Origin of the sequence: Comamonas sp. Z1, from assembly GCF_008121555.1 — a bacterium.
Taxonomy (GTDB): domain Bacteria; phylum Pseudomonadota; class Gammaproteobacteria; order Burkholderiales; family Burkholderiaceae_C; genus Comamonas; species Comamonas thiooxydans.
In genome coordinates this window covers 410,470-427,309 of sequence record NZ_VOQT01000003.1, presented here as the reverse complement: position 1 = coordinate 427,309, position 16,840 = coordinate 410,470, and the positions used below count along the sequence as shown (strand labels likewise).

At 58.5% G+C, this 16,840-nt stretch carries 14 protein-coding genes and 1 tRNA gene; all 15 read left to right on the top strand.

The annotated features are described in order from the left end of the window. Positions 1 to 363 precede the first annotated feature (363 nt). The 15 genes from aceA to FSY45_RS08590 all read left to right on the top strand — a co-directional run bounded on the left by aceA (position 364) and on the right by FSY45_RS08590 (position 16,810). Positions 364 to 1,695 (top strand): isocitrate lyase, encoded by a 1,332-nt coding sequence (aceA, locus tag FSY45_RS08660; RefSeq protein ID WP_003053566.1) that lies wholly within the window; start codon positions 364 to 366, stop codon positions 1,693 to 1,695. A gap of 324 nt (positions 1,696 to 2,019) precedes the next feature. Next, entirely contained in the window at positions 2,020 to 3,939 is a 1,920-nt protein-coding gene (thrS, locus tag FSY45_RS08655) for a threonine--tRNA ligase (RefSeq protein ID WP_003075153.1), read from the top strand. Between the two features lie 82 nt (positions 3,940 to 4,021). After that, positions 4,022 to 4,654: a translation initiation factor IF-3 gene (gene infC / locus FSY45_RS08650; protein WP_012838978.1), complete on the top strand. Its 633-nt coding sequence runs from the start codon at positions 4,022 to 4,024 to the stop codon at positions 4,652 to 4,654. A 193-nt stretch (positions 4,655 to 4,847) separates the two neighbouring features. Beyond that, positions 4,848 to 5,051, top strand: a complete 204-nt coding sequence (gene rpmI / locus FSY45_RS08645; RefSeq protein WP_003053571.1) for a 50S ribosomal protein L35 — start codon at positions 4,848 to 4,850, stop codon at positions 5,049 to 5,051. Positions 5,052 to 5,077: 26 nt separating this feature from the next. Next, entirely contained in the window at positions 5,078 to 5,437 is a 360-nt protein-coding gene (gene rplT / locus FSY45_RS08640) for a 50S ribosomal protein L20 (RefSeq protein WP_003053572.1), read from the top strand. Positions 5,438 to 5,637: 200 nt separating this feature from the next. Continuing rightward, positions 5,638 to 6,690: a phenylalanine--tRNA ligase subunit alpha gene (gene pheS, locus FSY45_RS08635; protein WP_003069975.1), complete on the top strand. Its 1,053-nt coding sequence runs from the start codon at positions 5,638 to 5,640 to the stop codon at positions 6,688 to 6,690. 165 nt (positions 6,691 to 6,855) lie between these two features. Beyond that, positions 6,856 to 9,309, top strand: a complete 2,454-nt coding sequence (gene pheT, locus FSY45_RS08630; RefSeq protein WP_046461481.1) for a phenylalanine--tRNA ligase subunit beta — start codon at positions 6,856 to 6,858, stop codon at positions 9,307 to 9,309. 28 nt (positions 9,310 to 9,337) lie between these two features. Then, on the top strand, positions 9,338 to 9,664 hold the full coding sequence (locus FSY45_RS08625; RefSeq protein ID WP_012838976.1) for an integration host factor subunit alpha: 327 nt from the start codon (positions 9,338 to 9,340) through the stop codon (positions 9,662 to 9,664). 241 nt (positions 9,665 to 9,905) lie between these two features. Next, positions 9,906 to 10,355 carry a MerR family transcriptional regulator gene (locus tag FSY45_RS08620; protein ID WP_046461482.1) on the top strand — a complete coding sequence of 150 codons (450 nt, stop codon included), beginning with the start codon at positions 9,906 to 9,908 and terminating at the stop codon, positions 10,353 to 10,355. A 30-nt stretch (positions 10,356 to 10,385) separates the two neighbouring features. Beyond that, positions 10,386 to 10,462 (top strand) — tRNA-Pro (locus FSY45_RS08615). A 199-nt stretch (positions 10,463 to 10,661) separates the two neighbouring features. Further along, positions 10,662 to 11,237, top strand: coding sequence for a hypothetical protein (locus FSY45_RS08610; protein WP_131361385.1), 576 nt, complete (start codon positions 10,662 to 10,664; stop codon positions 11,235 to 11,237). Between the two features lie 47 nt (positions 11,238 to 11,284). Continuing rightward, positions 11,285 to 12,796: a TolC family outer membrane protein gene (locus FSY45_RS08605; RefSeq protein WP_046461483.1), complete on the top strand. Its 1,512-nt coding sequence runs from the start codon at positions 11,285 to 11,287 to the stop codon at positions 12,794 to 12,796. Positions 12,797 to 12,834: 38 nt separating this feature from the next. Further along, entirely contained in the window at positions 12,835 to 13,080 is a 246-nt protein-coding gene (locus FSY45_RS08600) for a hypothetical protein (RefSeq protein ID WP_003069983.1), read from the top strand. A gap of 182 nt (positions 13,081 to 13,262) precedes the next feature. Then, positions 13,263 to 15,401, top strand: coding sequence for a type I secretion system permease/ATPase (locus FSY45_RS08595; RefSeq protein ID WP_046461487.1), 2,139 nt, complete (start codon positions 13,263 to 13,265; stop codon positions 15,399 to 15,401). Beyond that, positions 15,398 to 16,810 carry an HlyD family type I secretion periplasmic adaptor subunit gene (locus FSY45_RS08590; protein ID WP_046461484.1) on the top strand — a complete coding sequence of 471 codons (1,413 nt, stop codon included), beginning with the start codon at positions 15,398 to 15,400 and terminating at the stop codon, positions 16,808 to 16,810. The genes FSY45_RS08595 and FSY45_RS08590 overlap by 4 nt, the downstream gene beginning before the upstream one ends. Positions 16,811 to 16,840: the final 30 nt, after the last annotated feature.

The window sequence follows — 16,840 nt, the reverse complement described above, 5'->3', positions numbered from 1 at the left end:
TGTTCAAGTGGCTTGGCCTGTCTTCGTGCTGGGTAAATGAGCAGATCAAGACAGGCACCGGGACTTTTTTCGTACTGCGTTTAAAGGATGCCGACTCCGAAGGCCATGCTTCCGCAAATTTTTCATGAAGCAAGAATTCAATTTCTTATTATGAAAAATTGAAATGTTGCGCTGCCGCAAAATTTCTCAATACGAGAAATGCGTTTTCTTATTGTGAAAAATAAAAATAAGCCATTGATTTTATTGAATATAAATTTCAGTCTTTTATAAGACATAAGACTCTGCGGAAGAACGTTGCAGACATAAAGTAGATCCCAAGGACGAACACCAATTCATCTTGTTTTAACCGCTAAGGAGTGCACCATGCCCCAATCCCTGACTCAGCAACTGAGCCGTGAACAGCAAATCGCAGCCCTCGAAAAAGACTGGGCACAGAACCCACGCTGGAAGAGCGTCAAGCGCGGTTACAGCGCTGCCGATGTGGTGCGTCTGCGTGGCAGCCTGCAGCCAGAGTACACCCTGGCCCAGCGCGGTGCTGAAGTGCTGTGGGACAAGATCAACGGCAGCTCGAAGAAGGGCTATGTGAACGCCTTCGGTGCCATCTCTGCAGGCCAGGCCATGCAGCAGGCCAAGGCCGGTCTGGAAGCCGTGTACCTGTCGGGCTGGCAAGTAGCTGCCGACGGCAATACCTCCGAGACCATGTACCCCGACCAGTCGCTGTACGCCTATGACTCCGTGCCCACCATGGTGCGCCGCATCAACAACACCTTCAAGCGCGCCGATGAAATCCAATGGGGCAAGGGCATCAACCCCGGCGACAAGGAGTTCATCGACTACTTCCTGCCCATCGTGGCTGATGCGGAAGCCGGCTTTGGCGGCGTGCTCAACGCGTTCGAGCTGATGAAGAACATGATTCAGGCAGGTGCTGCCGGAGTGCACTTCGAAGACCAGCTGGCTGCGGTCAAGAAGTGCGGTCACATGGGCGGCAAGGTGCTGGTGCCCACCCGCGAAGCGGTCGAAAAGCTGATTGCCGCCCGTTTTGCAGCCGATGTGATGGGCGTGCCCACCATTGTGCTGGCCCGTACCGATGCCGAGGCGGCCAACCTGATCACCAGCAACCATGACGAGAACGACATCCCGTTCCTGACTGGCGAGCGTACGCAAGAAGGCTTCTACCGTGTCAAGAACGGTCTGGAGCAATCCATCAGCCGCGGCGTGGCCTACGCTCCCTATGCGGATCTGGTGTGGTGCGAAACCGGTGTGCCCGATATCGGCTTTGCCCGCGAATTCGCTCAGGCCGTGCACGCAGCCTGCCCAGGCAAGCTGCTGAGCTACAACTGCTCGCCTTCGTTCAACTGGAAGAAGAACCTCAACGACAGCCAGATCGCTTCCTTCCAGGAAGATCTGTCCGCACTGGGCTACAAGTTCCAGTTCATCACGCTGGCCGGCATCCACAGCAACTGGTACAACACCTTCAAGTTCGCCCACGAGTACGCTCGCGGCGAGGGCATGAAGCACTACGTGGAAATGATCCAGGAGCCCGAATTCGCGGCACGTGACAAGGGCTACACCTTTGTCTCGCACCAGCAGGAAGTGGGCGCAGGCTACTTCGACGATGTGACCACCGTGATCCAGGGCGGCTCTTCCAGCGTCAAGGCGCTGACCGGTTCCACCGAGGAAGAGCAGTTCCATTGAGTCGCGCTGAATCGTGATTCTGTCTAGGTAGAAAAAGTGGGGTTATGCGCCCGGGGCGAAAGTCTCGGGCGCTTTTTTGTTTGCCGGGTTAAAATGGCGCGACTTCAATTCACAAGGGCGAGAAAGGCATCAACGGTTATGACACCGCGAACTACATCGGAGATGTACTTCAGCTGCTGATGGCAGCTGGCGGTTCGCGCCTGCCCGAGATTTCTCGACACCCTCATCAAAGCGCGGACTGGTTCCGCGCTTTTTGCTTTCAGGCAACTCCAAAGCTCTGGCGCTGGCTTTCCCCCACACAAATTTGGTTTGACAAGGAATTTCATGATCAACATCACGCTCCCCGATGGCTCCAAGCGCGAATATCCGGGCCCGGTTTCGGTCGCTGAAGTCGCTGCTTCGATCGGCTCCGGCCTGGCCAAGGCGGCACTTGCCGGCAAGATCAACGGCAAGGTCGTGGACACCAGCTTTGTGATCGAGCAGGATTCGCCGCTGTCCATCATCACCGCCAAGGATGCCGACGGTCTGGAGGTGATCCGCCACTCCACCGCTCACTTGCTGGCCTATGCCGTCAAGGAGCTGTTTCCCGATGCGCAGGTCACCATCGGCCCTGTGATCGAAAACGGTTTCTACTACGACTTCTCGTACAAGCGTCCCTTCACTCCTGAAGATCTGGCTGCCATCGAAAAGAAGATGACCGAGCTGGCGAACAAGGACGAGCAGGTGGTGCGCCGCGTGCTGCCGCGCGACGAGGCCGTGCAGTACTTCAAGGGCATCGGCGAAGCCTACAAGGCAGAGATCATTGCCTCCATCCCCAGCAACGAGGATGTGAGCCTGTATCGCGAAGGCGCCTTCGAAGATCTGTGCCGTGGCCCCCACGTGCCCAGCACCGGCAAGCTCAAGCACTTCAAGCTGATGAAAGTGGCCGGTGCCTACTGGCGTGGCGACCATCGCAACGAGATGCTGCAGCGCATCTACGGTACCGCTTGGGCAACCAAGGACGAGCTCAAGGACTATCTGTTCAGGTTGGAAGAAGCCGAAAAGCGCGACCATCGCAAGCTTGGGCGCGAACTCGATCTGTTCCACATCGACGAACACTCGCCCGGCACCGTGTTCTGGCACCCCAAGGGCTGGGCGGTCTGGCAGCAGGTCGAGCAGTACATGCGCCGCGTCTATCAGGACAACGGCTACCAGGAAGTCAAGGCTCCGCAGATTCTGGACAAGGGCCTGTGGGAGAAGACCGGCCACTGGGACAAGTACCGCGAAAACATGTTCACCACCGATTCGGAAAAGCGTGAATATGCCTTGAAGCCCATGAACTGCCCGGGCCACATCATCATCTTCAAGCAAGGCATCAAGAGCTATCGCGATCTGCCGCTGCGCTTTGGCGAGTTCGGCAACTGCCATCGCAACGAGCCCACCGGTTCGCTGCACGGCATCATGCGCGTGCGTGCCTTCACACAGGACGATGGTCACATCTTCTGTACCGAAGACCAGATCCAGGCCGAGGTGACGGCTTTCACCTCGCTGCTGCAGAAGGTGTATGCCGACTTCGGCTTCACCAACATCCTGTATCGCCTGTCGACCCGTCCCGAAAAGCGCATCGGCACCGATGAAGCCTGGGACAAGGCCGAGAACGCGCTGGCCGAAGGTCTGCGTGCATCGGGTTGCGAGTTCGAGTATCTGCCGGGCGAGGGCGCGTTCTACGGCCCGAAGATCGAGTACACCCTGAAGGATGCGCTGGGCCGTGAATGGCAGTGCGGCACCATCCAGGTGGACCCGAACATGCCCGAGCGTCTTGATGCGGAATTCGTGGGCGAGGATGGCGAGCGCCATCGCCCCATCATGCTGCACCGCGCGATTCTGGGTTCGCTCGAGCGTTTCATCGGCATTTTGGTCGAGCATCACTCCGGCGCGCTGCCTGCCTGGCTGGCTCCCGTGCAGGCTGCTGTGCTCAATATCACGGACGCTCAGGCCGACTATGCGCAGGAGGTTGCGCAGAAGCTGCAAAAAGCATTGCCGAATCAAAGCCTTAGGGTAGTGACAGATCTGCGCAATGAAAAGATTACGTATAAAATACGCGAGCATTCCATGCAGAAGCTGCCCTACATCCTCGTCGCAGGCGACAAGGAGAAGGCTGCTGGTGCGGTTGCAGTGCGCGCCCGGGGTAACAAAGACCTCGGTGTGATGTCGGTTGATGCATTCATTGAATTGCTCGCCAAGGACATCACGGCCAAGGCCTGAAGCAGATTAATTTTTGTGGCGGGCCGGTCAGCGTGCAAGGCACGCTAGCCGGCTACGCTGTTGTAGCCATTTCAATCCAAGGGTGAAAACCATAGCTACTGAATTTCGCGATCGGCGCCACCGTGAAGAGCGCAAGCATCGACTGAACCGAGAAATCATGGCGCCTGAAGTGCGTCTGTCTGGTCCCGACAACGAGCCTCTGGGCATCGTGCCGCTGCAAGAAGCGCTGCGCATGGCCGGCGAGCTGGATGTCGACTTGGTGGAAATTGCGGCCAACGCATCTCCTCCGGTCTGCCGTCTGATGGATTACGGCAAGTTCAAGTACCAGGAACAGAAGAAGGCTGCTGAAGCCAAGGCCAAGCAGACCGTCATCGAAATCAAGGAAGTGAAGTTCCGCCCTGGTACGGATGATGGTGACTACAACATCAAGCTGCGCAATATCCGCCGTTTTCTGGCGGATGGCGACAAGTGCAAGATCACGCTGCGTTTCCGCGGTCGTGAAATCACGCACCAGCAGCTGGGTCTGAATCTGCTCAACCGTCTGCGTGACGATCTGGCTGATTCCATCCAGGTGGAGCAGTTCCCCAAGCTGGAAGGCCGTCAGATGATCATGATGGTGGCACCGGCTCGTGCAGGCGGCAAGAAGCCCGCCGGTGGTGCAAAACCACAGGCTGATGGCGCCGCAGCTGCACCTGAGGCTGCAGATAAGGCATAATTGCGGTTTTGCCTTATCGGCAAAAGTGGGCTTGGCCCACTTTTGTTTTATGCGGCAGACAAAGAATTTGCAGGCTTGCCTGCAAGACGTCAGCCCGGCCTGGCCGGACTGACAAACAAGTGCCTCGGAGGCCAGCGAAGTGTGTGCGGGTTGCACACCGCCTTGCGAGCACAAATTCAATAGGAGCATTCACATGCCCAAAATGAAGACCAAGAGCAGCGCGAAGAAGCGTTTTCGCGTTCGTCCCGGTGGTACCGTCAAGCGCGGTCAAGCCTTCAAGCGTCACATCTTGACCAAGAAGACCACGAAGAACAAGCGTCACCTGCGTGGCATTGTCAACGTGCATTCCGGCGATATGGGCTCCATCGCAAAGATGTTGCCTTCCGCAGGCCTGTAATTCACTGACGAACTAGGAGAAAACACATGCCTCGCGTCAAACGTGGTGTAACGGCTCGCGCCCGTCACAAAAAAGTTCTGAATCTGGCCAAGGGTTTCCGCGGTCGCCGTGGTAACGTCTTCCGCGTTGCCAAGCAAGCGGTCATGAAGGCTGGTCAATATGCCTACCGTGACCGTCGTACCAAGAAGCGCGTGTTCCGTCAGCTGTGGATCGCTCGTATCAACGCTGCTGCACGTGAACTGGGTCTGACTTACAGCCAATTCGCCAACGGCCTGAAGAAGGCTGCCATCGAAATCGACCGCAAGATGCTGGCCGATATCGCCGTGCACGACAAGGCTGCTTTTGCAGCTATCGTCGACCAAGTCAAGGCCAAGCTGGCTGCCTGAGGTCACGATCGGTAGTTACTCTTGTAGGTCTTTTGCAGACAAGAATCCCCAAAGGCATTTGCCGATGGGCGAGCATCTTGCTTGAACTTGATTGCAGAAGTCGTGTCTTGTTCAGTAGCTGCTGATGCACAAACAGCAAGGGCTAGGGCTTGAAAAGGCACTAGCCCTTGTTTATTTTTACAAGTCGATAAAGAGTCGATATGAACGAGTTGGATTCTCTGGTCGAAAGCGCACAGCAACTGTTTGCGCAAGCCCACACCCCCGCTGATCTGGAAAATGCCAAGGCGCAGTTTCTGGGCAAGTCGGGCAAGATGACCGAGCTCATGAAGGGCATGGCGCAGCTTTCCGTCGAAGAGAAAAAGTCGCGCGGCGCCGCCATCAACGTGGCCAAGCAGGCGATCGAAGCGGCCTTGACCGCCCGTCGCAAGGCTTTGGCAGACGCCGAGCTGCAGGCCCATCTGAAGGCCGAGGTGCTAGATGTGACTCTGCCCGGTCGCCGTCGTGGCGCGGGAGGGTTGCACCCTGTCTCCATCACCATGGAGCGTATCGAGGGCATCTTCGGCTCCATGGGCTTTGATGTGGCCCAGGGCCCCGAGATCGAATCCGACTGGTTCAACTTCACAGCGCTGAACACGCCCGAAGACCATCCCGCGCGCTCCATGCACGACACCTTCTATGTCGAAGGCGGCACCCAGCACGCGCCCAATCTGCTGCGCACGCACACCAGCCCCATGCAGGTGCGCCATGCCGTGCAGCATGTGAAGAATTACCGCAACGCGCTCGATGCCGGTCAGACCATGCCCGAGATCCGCGTGATTGCTCCCGGCCGCACCTACCGTGTGGACTCGGATGCCACCCACTCGCCCATGTTCCACCAGTGCGAAGGCCTGTGGATCGGCGAGAACGTGAGCTTCAAGGACCTGAAGGTCGTGTTCACCGACTTCTGCAAGACCTTTTTCGAGCAGGATGATCTGGTGCTGCGCTTTCGCCCCAGCTTCTTCCCGTTCACCGAGCCTTCGGCCGAAATCGACATCCAGTTCCAGAGCGGCCCGCTGGCCGGCAAGTGGCTGGAAGTGGCGGGCTCCGGCCAGGTGCACCCCAATGTGGTGCGCAACATGGGGCTGGATCCCGAAAAATACATCGGCTTTGCCTTTGGCATGGGCCCCGACCGCCTGACCATGCTGCGTTATGGCGTGAACGACCTGCGCCTGTTCTTCGACGGCGACATCCGTTTTCTGTCGCAGTTTCAGTAATAAAAAAGTGAGCTGCTAGCGCATACTATGAAATGATTTCAGATAGTTTTGATGCTGAAATCCATATGTACCAAGCGCTGATAGCTCATCTTTTTGAGATACGCATGCCCAGCCAGTGGCAGACCGCTTGCGGTGCGACTGGCATGAACGCCAAAGAGTCTGACTATGCAATTTCCTGAATCCTGGTTGCGCGAATACTGCAACCCCAACCTGACCACCCAGCAGCTGGCCGATACCCTGACCATGGCCGGTCTGGAAGTGGAAGAGCTGGATCCTGTGGCGCCTCCCTTCACCGGCATCGTGGTCGGTGAAATCAAGGAAGCCGTGCAGCACCCCGACGCCGATCGCCTGCGCGTATGTAAGGTGGATATCGGCCAGCCCGAGCTGCTGGACATTGTCTGCGGCGCGCCCAATGCGCGTGTGGGCATCCGCATTCCCTGCGCCACCGTGGGCGCCGAGCTGCCTCCCGGTGCCGATGGCAAGCCCTTCAAGATCAAGATCGGCAAGCTGCGCGGCGTGCAGAGCTTTGGCATGCTGTGCTCGGCCAAGGAGCTGGGCATCGACGAAGACGCCAGCGGCCTGCTGGAGTTTCCCGCCGATGCGCCGCTGGGTCAGAACGTGCGCGAGTACCTGAACCTGGACGACACGCTGTTCACGCTGAAGTTGACGCCCAATCTGGCGCACTGCCTGAGCGTCTACGGTGTGGCGCGCGAGCTGTCGGCGCTGACCGGCACGCCTCTGAAAGCCCTGTCCTTCCCCGCTGCTGCTGTGGCCTTGCAGGACAAGCTGCCGGTCAAGATTGACGCCACCGATCTGTGCGGCCGTTTCTCGGGCCGTATCGTGCGCAATGTCAACACGCAAGTGAAGACGCCTCAGTGGATGGTGGACCGTCTGGCACGCTGCGGCCAGCGCTCGGTCAGCCCCCTGGTCGACATCTCCAACTATGTGATGTTCGAGCTGGGCCGTCCCAGCCATATCTTCGATCTGGACAAGATCAGCGGCGGACTGAATGTGCGCTGGGGCAAGGAGGGCGAAACGCTCAAGCTGCTCAACGGCAACACCATCAAGATCGACGATTTCCTCAAAGTCGGCGTGATTGCCGATGACAAGCAGGTTGAATCGCTGGCCGGCATCATGGGCGGCGACGCCACGGCCGTGTCCGACGACACCAGGAACATCTACATCGAAGCCGCGTTCTGGTTCCCCAAGGCCGTGGCCGGCCGTTCGCGCCACTTCAACTTCTCGACCGATGCCGGTCACCGTTTCGAGCGCGGCGTGGACCCCGAGTTCACCACCGAGCACATCGAGCGCATCACCGCGCTGGTGCTGGAAATCTGCGGCACGCCCGAGACGCAAGTCGGCGCCATGGACGACCAGAAGCCCAATATGCCCGCCTCCAAGGCTGTGCAACTGCGCGTGGCGCGTGCGGCCAAGGTCATCGGCATGGCCGTGACGCAGCAGCAATGCCTGGATGCCCTGAACGGCCTGGGTCTGCCTGCCACCGTGGCTTCGGAGGGCGTGATTTCGGTGACTGCTCCTACGTTCCGCTTCGACATCAATCTGGAAGAGGATCTGATCGAAGAAGTGGCCCGCATGATCGGCTACGAAAACCTGCCGACCACCAAGCCGCTGGCCCCGATCTCGCCCAAGCTGCGCGCCGAGAACGAGCGCAGCCCCTATGCCGTGCGCCACGAACTGGCGGGCCTGGGCTACCAGGAAACCATCAACTTCAGCTTTGTCGAAGAAAAGTGGGAGCAGGAGCTGGCTGGCAACAGCAGCGCCATCAAGCTGCTCAACCCCATTGCCAGCCATCTGAGCGTGATGCGCTCGTCCCTGCTGGGTTCGCTGCTGCAAGTTTTGAAGTTCAACGTGGACCGCAAGGCTCAGCGCGTGCGCGTGTTCGAGCTGGGCCGTGTGTTCTTCAAGGACGAGTCCGTGGTCGACTCCGACACCACGGTCAAGGGCTTTTATCAGCCCATGCGCGTGGCGGGTCTCGCTTACGGCGCTGCCGACCAGTTGCAGTGGGGCAGGGCAGAAGTCAAGGTCGACTTCTACGATGTCAAGGGCGATTTGGAAGCACTGCTGGCCCCGGCCAAGCCCGTGTTCGAGCCTGCCGAGCACCCCGCCATGCACCCCGGCCGCTGCGCGCGCGTGCTGCTGGACGGCAAGGCCATCGGCTTTGTCGGCGAGCTGCATCCCCAATGGCGCCAGGAATGGGATCTGGCCCAGGCTCCCGTGATGTTCGAGCTGGAGCTCGATGCCGTGCTGGCCCGCCAGGTTCCCGTGTTCAAGCCCGTGGCCAAGCACCAGGCCGTGGAGCGCGACATTGCCGTAGTCGTCAAGGAGGCCGTGACCCACGCCCAGGTGATGGAAGCCGTGCAGCAAGGTGTGCAGGGCGGCATTCTGCGCTCGGCCGCGCTGTTCGATGTATTCCGTCCCAAGAAGCTCAAGGCTGGCGAGGAAGCGGCGCCGGGCAGCCTGGCTCAGGACGAGAAGAGCCTGGCCGTGCGTCTGACGCTGGGCAGCGACACTGCGTCGCTGACCGATGCGGAAATCGATGCCGCCATGCAGGGCACAATTGCGGCTCTGGTTGAACGCGTTGCGGCTCGCCTGCGTTGATATGTTCAATCCACAAGGAGATCGACCCATGGAGCTTGCCGTAGAGAGCATCGACAGCCCCGCGTTGACCAAGGCGCAGCTGGCCGATCTGCTGTTTGACGAAATCGGTTTGAACAAGCGCGAAGCCAAGGACATGGTGGATGCGTTTTTCGATCTGATCTCGCAAAAGCTGGTGGAGGGCGAAGATGTCAAGCTTTCGGGCTTTGGCAACTTCCAGATCCGCACCAAGGCGCCACGGCCCGGTCGCAACCCGCGCACCGGTGAGCTGATTCCCATCGCTGCGCGCCGCGTGGTGACCTTCCATGCCAGCAGCAAGCTCAAGGAGCTGATTCAGGGCGAAGGCTCGGGGTCATAAGCGATTGGTAAATCCACTGATGCGCGGACAGGCTAAGCATCGGTGACTGAGGAGCTGACAGTTTTGCGTCGCGAGTGGTGCAAGGTCCTGTCAGCTCTTCGCGCTATATTGCTAGGACTTGCGCAAACAGGAATGCATGGTGGGCATTTCTAATGACAAAACACCGTGCCTGATCCGGATTTGTGCAAGTCGTGATTGCATATCTTTCACCCATCCCTTCACTGACCGCTTGCAACCAGCCATGGCTTCTTCTTTGCCAGCAATTCCCGCCAAGCGCTATTTCACCATCGGTGAGGTCGCGGATCTTTGCGACGTCAAGCCTCATGTGCTGCGTTACTGGGAGCAGGAGTTTGTGCAGCTCAAGCCCATGAAGCGTCGTGGCAACCGCCGCTACTACCAGCATCATGAGGTGTTGATGGTGCGTCGCATTCGCGAGCTGCTTTACGAGCAGGGCTTCACCATCAGCGGTGCACGAAATCGTCTGCGCGAACTGGTGACGGGTCACGGCAAAGCAGTCGAGCAGCAGCCGGTGCTTGTGCATCCGGCCCAGCCCCTGCAGGGACAAGAGCTGGCGCAAAGCCATCTGCTGGCTGCAATGCTGGAGCAGGGCCGTTCGGAGCCTGCCGGTACAATGGGCATTGAAGAGGTCAAAGAGGAGCTTTTGCAGATCAGGGCGCTGCTTTCTCTTTGATGTCGAATTTCTGTGTATAATTCAAGTCTTCGGAATGTAGCGCAGCCTGGTAGCGCACTTGCATGGGGTGCAAGGGGTCGCGAGTTCGAATCCCGCCATTCCGACCAATTAGACAAGGGCTTCTGACTATTCAGTCAGGAGCCCTTTTTCTATTTCAGATCAATTCATTGTCAATTGTTCGATTACGACTTTGACTTTGGATGTAGGCTGATTTCACTTTGTAACGCGTGCACCGCTATGATGGTTGCGGTGCTGGAAGCGGTATTGATTCTTAATTTCTTTGATATAAAGAAGGAATGAAAAGAATTGCCAATTCCCGGCAAAAAATTCGGAGTTCGGCTGGTTGAGTGGTTTTTTGAAACAAATCCTTGCATGCCTTGTGCTAGATTTGCAACTGAATCCATTTGTTTGATGGTGTTGCCAGGAGATCTGCCATCAACGCACGGCTTCGCATGCAGGGTTATGCGTCAAGAACACCGGCCGGAAACCGGAGGCTCCGCCTTGCTATCGTGGAAAGGAAAATCTCCAAATGCGCTGTGTCTAGCCGATAGACGCTCCACAGCCTGTCCGCGCGATTTGTTTGGTCAAGGGATTGGCGATGTCATCCTTTCACCACTGCTAAGTGGTGGGTCGTCAAGCAAAAATAGTGAGTTTTGTCGATCAGGCAACAAGCTTGACCTGACCGTCAGTCTCCTGTGCGGTGTTGGCATGACGCCAAAGGCTGTGAGCACGAGAGTTACAGAATTCCATTTTGCGAGTTCTGAGGCCGTATGCAATGCCTTTTCGGGCAGCAGCGAGCCGATCCGCATTAACAACCAGCTTCCGCGGGAACGATTTGCAGAAGTCGCACCGATTGCTCTCGCCAATTTGTTGGCGGGCTAGGCATCGCATTGCCCGGTCGGAGTCAAACAAGAGGGATAACAATGACAATGAAATTCAGTCAGATTGCACAAGTGGTAGCCACTCTGGGTGTGGCCTCGTGGGCCATGGGGGGTATGGCTCAGACGACCATGAATGCGCAACAAGCCAACGAGCAGGGTGTTGCACTGCAAAAGGTTGTCGAGCAGGCACTGATGACTCATCCCGAAGTGCAGGCGCGCTTTCAGGATTTCAGTTCGTCCGCTGAGGGTCAGAACGTGGCTCGGGGAGGTTGGCGTCCGCAAGTCACCGCGCAAGGTTGGGTCGGTCGCGAGTGGCGCAGCCATATTCAGGATGCTCCATCGCAGAACTGGAACCGTCCGGGCTGGAACCTGCAACTGCGTCAGCTGATCTTTGATGGCTTCACCACTAGCAGCAATATCCGTCAGTTGGGCTTTGAGAAGCTGGCCAAGTTCTACGATCTGCGCGCCACCACTGAAAATTTGGCCAATGATGTTGTCGCCGCCTATCTGGATGTGCAGCGTTATCGCGAAATGGAGAAGCTGGCCCGTGAAAATTTCGGCACCCACCAGGTGACGCTGGGGCAGTTGCGTGAGCGCCAGCAGTCCGGCGTGGGCCGCGGTGTTGACCTGGAGCAGGCAAGTGGTCGTCTGTCGCTGGCGCAGACCAATCTGATGACCGAGAGTAACAATCTCAACGATGTGCTGCAGCGCTACCGCCGCGTGGTGGGTGAGTATCCTGCGGCCACGCTGGACCCGGTGCCCGATGTGAGTGCCAAGCTGCCTGCTTCCGGGGCGGCCAAGGATTTCGGCGCGTCGCTGCGCGCGAGTCCGCTGCTATTGTCGAAGCAGGCTCTGGTGCAAGCGGCAGAGGCCGGTCAGAAGGCTGCCAAGGGGGCGCATATGCCCAAGCTCGAGCTGCTGGCATCCACGGGGCGTGATCGTGATCAGAACTCGCCGGCCTACTGGGATGTGCAGAGTTCGCGAGTGCAGCTGATGCTGACTTACAACCTGTATCGCGGTGGTGCGGACGAGGCACGCCTGCGTCAGACGATTGCCCAGGGCTATGCCGCACAGGATGTGCGCGATTACACCTGCCGCAACCTCCAGCAGGAGCTGTCGATTACCTGGAACAACATGGCCCGCCTGCGTCAGCAAACGCCGTTCCTGCGTGAGCATGTTCTCTCTACGGCCAAGGTCCGCGTGGCGTATCAGCAGCAATTCAAGATCGGTCAGCGTTCGCTGCTGGATCTGCTCAATACGGAAAACGAGTTGTTCGATGCCCAGCGTGCCCTGGTCAACGCTCAATATGACCTCAAGAAGGCCGAGTACCAGTGGCTGACTTTGTCCAGCCAAATTCTGCCTGTGCTGGGGCTCGCGCAGCCGCATGACGACAGCCGTCCGGATGAGCAGCAGGCACTGAACTTGCCGGATGATCTGCTGCGTAGCTGCAAATCCTCGGTGCCGGACACCAGCAATCTGACGCCTGTGCCTGCCAGCGCAGCGGTTGATCTGGGGGCTCCAGCCCAAGCGCCGGCATCTGGTGCGACGGGCCGCCAGTGATAGCAGGTGGAGTCTGGTGCAGCTTTTAGTGGGAGTTGATGAACAAGATGGATAAAAGCGATTCACCACCGTCGGAGCAGTCCTCCCGGCAGGAGTTGTCGGCACTGGATGCGGATTTCATCCGCGTTCTCGAGGACTTGATTGACGCCTTGCTTGCCAATGGGGCTTTGCGCTTGACGGATCTTCCGCCCCAGGCGCTGGAGAAGCTGAACCAGCGCAAGCAGGCGCGCCAGCGTATGCGTAATTCGCTGGACTTGATTGATGACGACGAAGAGCTTTTATAGGTTGATTGTTGAAGATGACCAGACCAGACTTTGAGCCTTCATTGGCATCGAGCAACGGTACGGATGCGACTCAGAAGGCCGGGCAAGGTTCTTTGCCGGAAGCCGCGGCTGCGGCGGAGCAGGCCGGTCCGGCCTTTCTGGGGGCGCGAAGCTCGGCGCATGCACCGGCCGGGGACTGGCGCATGCCGGCCCATGAGACCCATGCGGATCCCTTGCTGGATTGCCTGGTGCAGCTCACCAACTTGCATGGCAAGCCCTACACCGCGCAGGCACTGAGCAATGGTCTGCCGTTGGTGGATCAGCGCCTGACGCCTTCATTGCTGGCTCGCGCTGCGGCTCGTGCACAGTTCAGCACGCGTATCGTGCAGCGCAGTCTTGACGCCGTTCCTCAGGGCTTGCTGCCGGCAATTTTGATTCTCCATGGGGACCGTGCCTGTCTGTTGCTCAGAGCGCTGGAGAGCGGTCGCTTCCTGTTGCAGTATCCGGAGTCGGAGAGTCCGGTCGAGGTAGAGGCCCAGGCTTTGCTGCAGGACTACGCGGGGCTGATGTGCTTTGTGCGTCCGCAGTTCCGCTTCGAGCCGCGCTCCGTGCAGCAAGGCATGGAGCCCCGCAGCAGTCACTGGTTCTGGGCGGTGATCCTGGAGAATCGGCGCCTGTACCGCGATGCCTTGCTGGCAGCCGTACTCATCAACGTCTTCGCGCTGGCAATGCCTTTGTTCAGCATGAACGTGTATGACCGGGTGGTGCCCAACAACGCGGTGGAAACATTGTGGGTGTTGGCTATCGGCATTTCTTTGGTGCTGATCTTCAACTTTGTGCTGACGACGACGCGTGCCTATGTTGTGGATGCCGCGAGCAAGCGTGTGGATGTGCAGTTGTCCGCGCAGATCATGGAGCGCGTTCTGGACTTGCGCATGGAGAGCCGACCCGCATCCGTCGGTTCGTTTGCGGCCAATCTGCGCTCGTTTGAGTCGGTCCGTGATTTCATTGCGTCTGCAAGTCTCACGACCTTGGTGGATCTGCCTTTTGTGCTTCTGTTTCTGGTGGCGATTGCATGGGTTTCGCCCTGGATGCTGATTCCGCCTGTGGTGGCGATTGCCGCGATCTTGCTGGTTTCCTTCTGGGCCCAGGCACGCATGGAGAGTCTGACGCTCAAGACCTTTCAGGCTTCGTCTCAGCGCAACGCGCTGCTCGTGGAGTCGCTGACCAATCTGGAGGCGGTCAAGACGCTCAATGCCCAAAGCGGAGTGCAGCGTCTGTGGGAGAGCTCCACTCAGTACATTGCCTACATGGGGGGCAAGATCAAGTTCATCTCGTCCGGTACGGTGAACTTCGTTCAGACCTTGCAGCAACTGGTCACCATAGCCGTGGTCGTCATCGGCGTGTATCAGGTGCAGGATGCGTCGCTTTCCATGGGCGGCATCATTGCAGCCTCCATGATTGCAGGGCGTTGTCTGGCACCCTTTGGTCAGGTGGCGGGGCTGATGATGCAGTTTCACAATGCGCGCACCTCGCTCAATTCCATTGACAATTATATGAAGATGCCGGTCGAGCACGAAGCTGAGCGCGAATTCGTCTCACGTCCGGATCTGCGTGGCGCCATCGAGTTTCGCAATGTCAGCTTCAGCTATCCGGGAAGCGAGCAGGCCAGTCTTTCGGGAGTGAGCTTTTCGCTCCGACCTGGCGAACGGGTTGGCATCATTGGGCGTATCGGCTCGGGCAAGACCACGCTTGAAAAGCTGGTCCTGGGGCTGTATCAGCCCAGTGAAGGCTCGGTTCTGATCGATGGTATGGATGCCCGCCAGATAGATCCGGTGGATCTGCGTCGGGCCATCGGGCATGTGCCGCAGGACCCGATGCTGTTCTATGGCAGCTTGAAGCACAACTTGCTGGTGGGTGCGCCATTCGCGGATGAGACAGACATGCTGCATGCGGCACGCATCGCGGGTGTGGATGATTTCGCGGCGCGCAATCCCAAGGGCTATGACATGTTGGTTGGCGAGCGGGGCGAGTCACTTTCTGGCGGCCAGCGCCAATCCATTGCCGTCGCTCGTGCCCTGATCAACGACCCGGCCATATTGTTGCTGGATGAGCCCAGCAGCAATCTGGACAACCAGAGCGAGGCACAGCTCAAACGTCGTCTGGAAGAAGCCTCCCAGGGCAAGACCATTTTGCTGGTCACTCATCGCACGGCCTTGTTGACTTTGGTTGACCGGCTGATCGTGATTGACGGCGGCAGAATTGTTGCCGATGGAGCCAAGGATCAGGTGATCGAAGCCCTGAAGCAAGGGCGGATTGGTGGAGTAGGAGGGCGAGCATGAGCGAGTCCAAACCCCAGAAAAAGCCGTCGCGCTTCAAGGATGCGCTCAAGGCGCGCTGGACGCGACTGGAGCGATGGTTGCTTGACGGCAGCGAGGTTGTCGGAACGCATCAGCCGGATGACCTCAAGGCCGATGCGCAGTGGGCTGCAGGGCAGCAGCAGGCGCGTGGTTCGCGTCTGTTGATATGGGTATCTCTGGTCACCGTGGTGGTTCTGCTGCTATGGGCTTGCCTGGGTCGCATTGATGAAGTGGTGCGAGGCCAGGGTAAGGTGGTTCCTTCGCGTCAGGTTCAGGTGGTGCAGAGCCTGGATGGCGGTATCGTCAAGGAAATTCTGGTGCACCCCGGCGAGCATGTGGAGCAGGGGCAGGTCATCTTGCGCATCGATCCAACGCGCTACAGTTCGTCCCTGGGCGAGAACAAGGCCGAACTTCTGGCATTGAAGGCCAAGGCCGCGCGTCTTCAGGCCCTGGCATCGGGCGAGCCTTTCAAGGCTCCGGAAGATGTGCAGGCTCTGGCGCCTCAGTTGGTGGAGATGGAGCGGCGCATGTGGGAGAGTCGCTCCCAGGAGCTCAACACCAACGTAAATATTGCGCGTGACCAGTTGCGCCAACGTCAGCAGGAGCTGCGCGAAACCCAGGCCAACCGTGACCAGGCCTCCTCCAGTTGCAGCTTGACGTCCGAAGAGCTTTCGGTGACTCGCCCCTTGCTCAAGAGTGGAGCTGTGTCCGAAGTGGATTTGCTGCGCCTGCAACGCGATGTGGCTCGCTTCTGTGGTGAGGCCAAGGCGGCCGGTGCGCAGATCGGGCGCATTCAGGCTGCGATTCAGGAAGCGGAGCGCAAGATTCAGGAGTCGGAGCTGAATATGCGCAATCAGTCTCGCTCCGAGCTCTCGGAAACCCAGGCCAAACTGGGCACCCTGGAGCAAGGCAAGGTGGCGCTGGAGGATCGCGTCAAGCTGGCCGAAGTGCGCTCGCCCGTGCGCGGCACGGTCAACACCTTGATGGCGAATACTGTCGGCGGTGTTGTGCAGCCGGGCAAGGACATCCTGGACATCGTGCCGCTGGATGACACCTTGTTGATGGAAGTGCAGATCAATCCGCGCGATATCGGCTTCCTGCATTTTGGTCAGCAGGCTGAAGTGAAGTTCACTGCCTATGACTTTGCCATCTATGGAGGTCTGCAGGGGAAACTGGAGCAGATCGGTGCCAACACCGTTACCGACGAAAAGGGGAACTCCTTTTATGTCGTGAAGGTGCGCACGGAGAAGGCTCACGTGGGCGATGACTCGCGCCCCATCATTCCTGGTATGCAGGCCGAGGTGCATATCCTCACGGGCAAGCGCACCTTGATGCAGTATCTGCTCAAGCCGATTCTGCGTGCCAAGTCCAATGCATTGATCGAACGTTAGTTCATGGATCGCCAACAATTACAAAGGAAC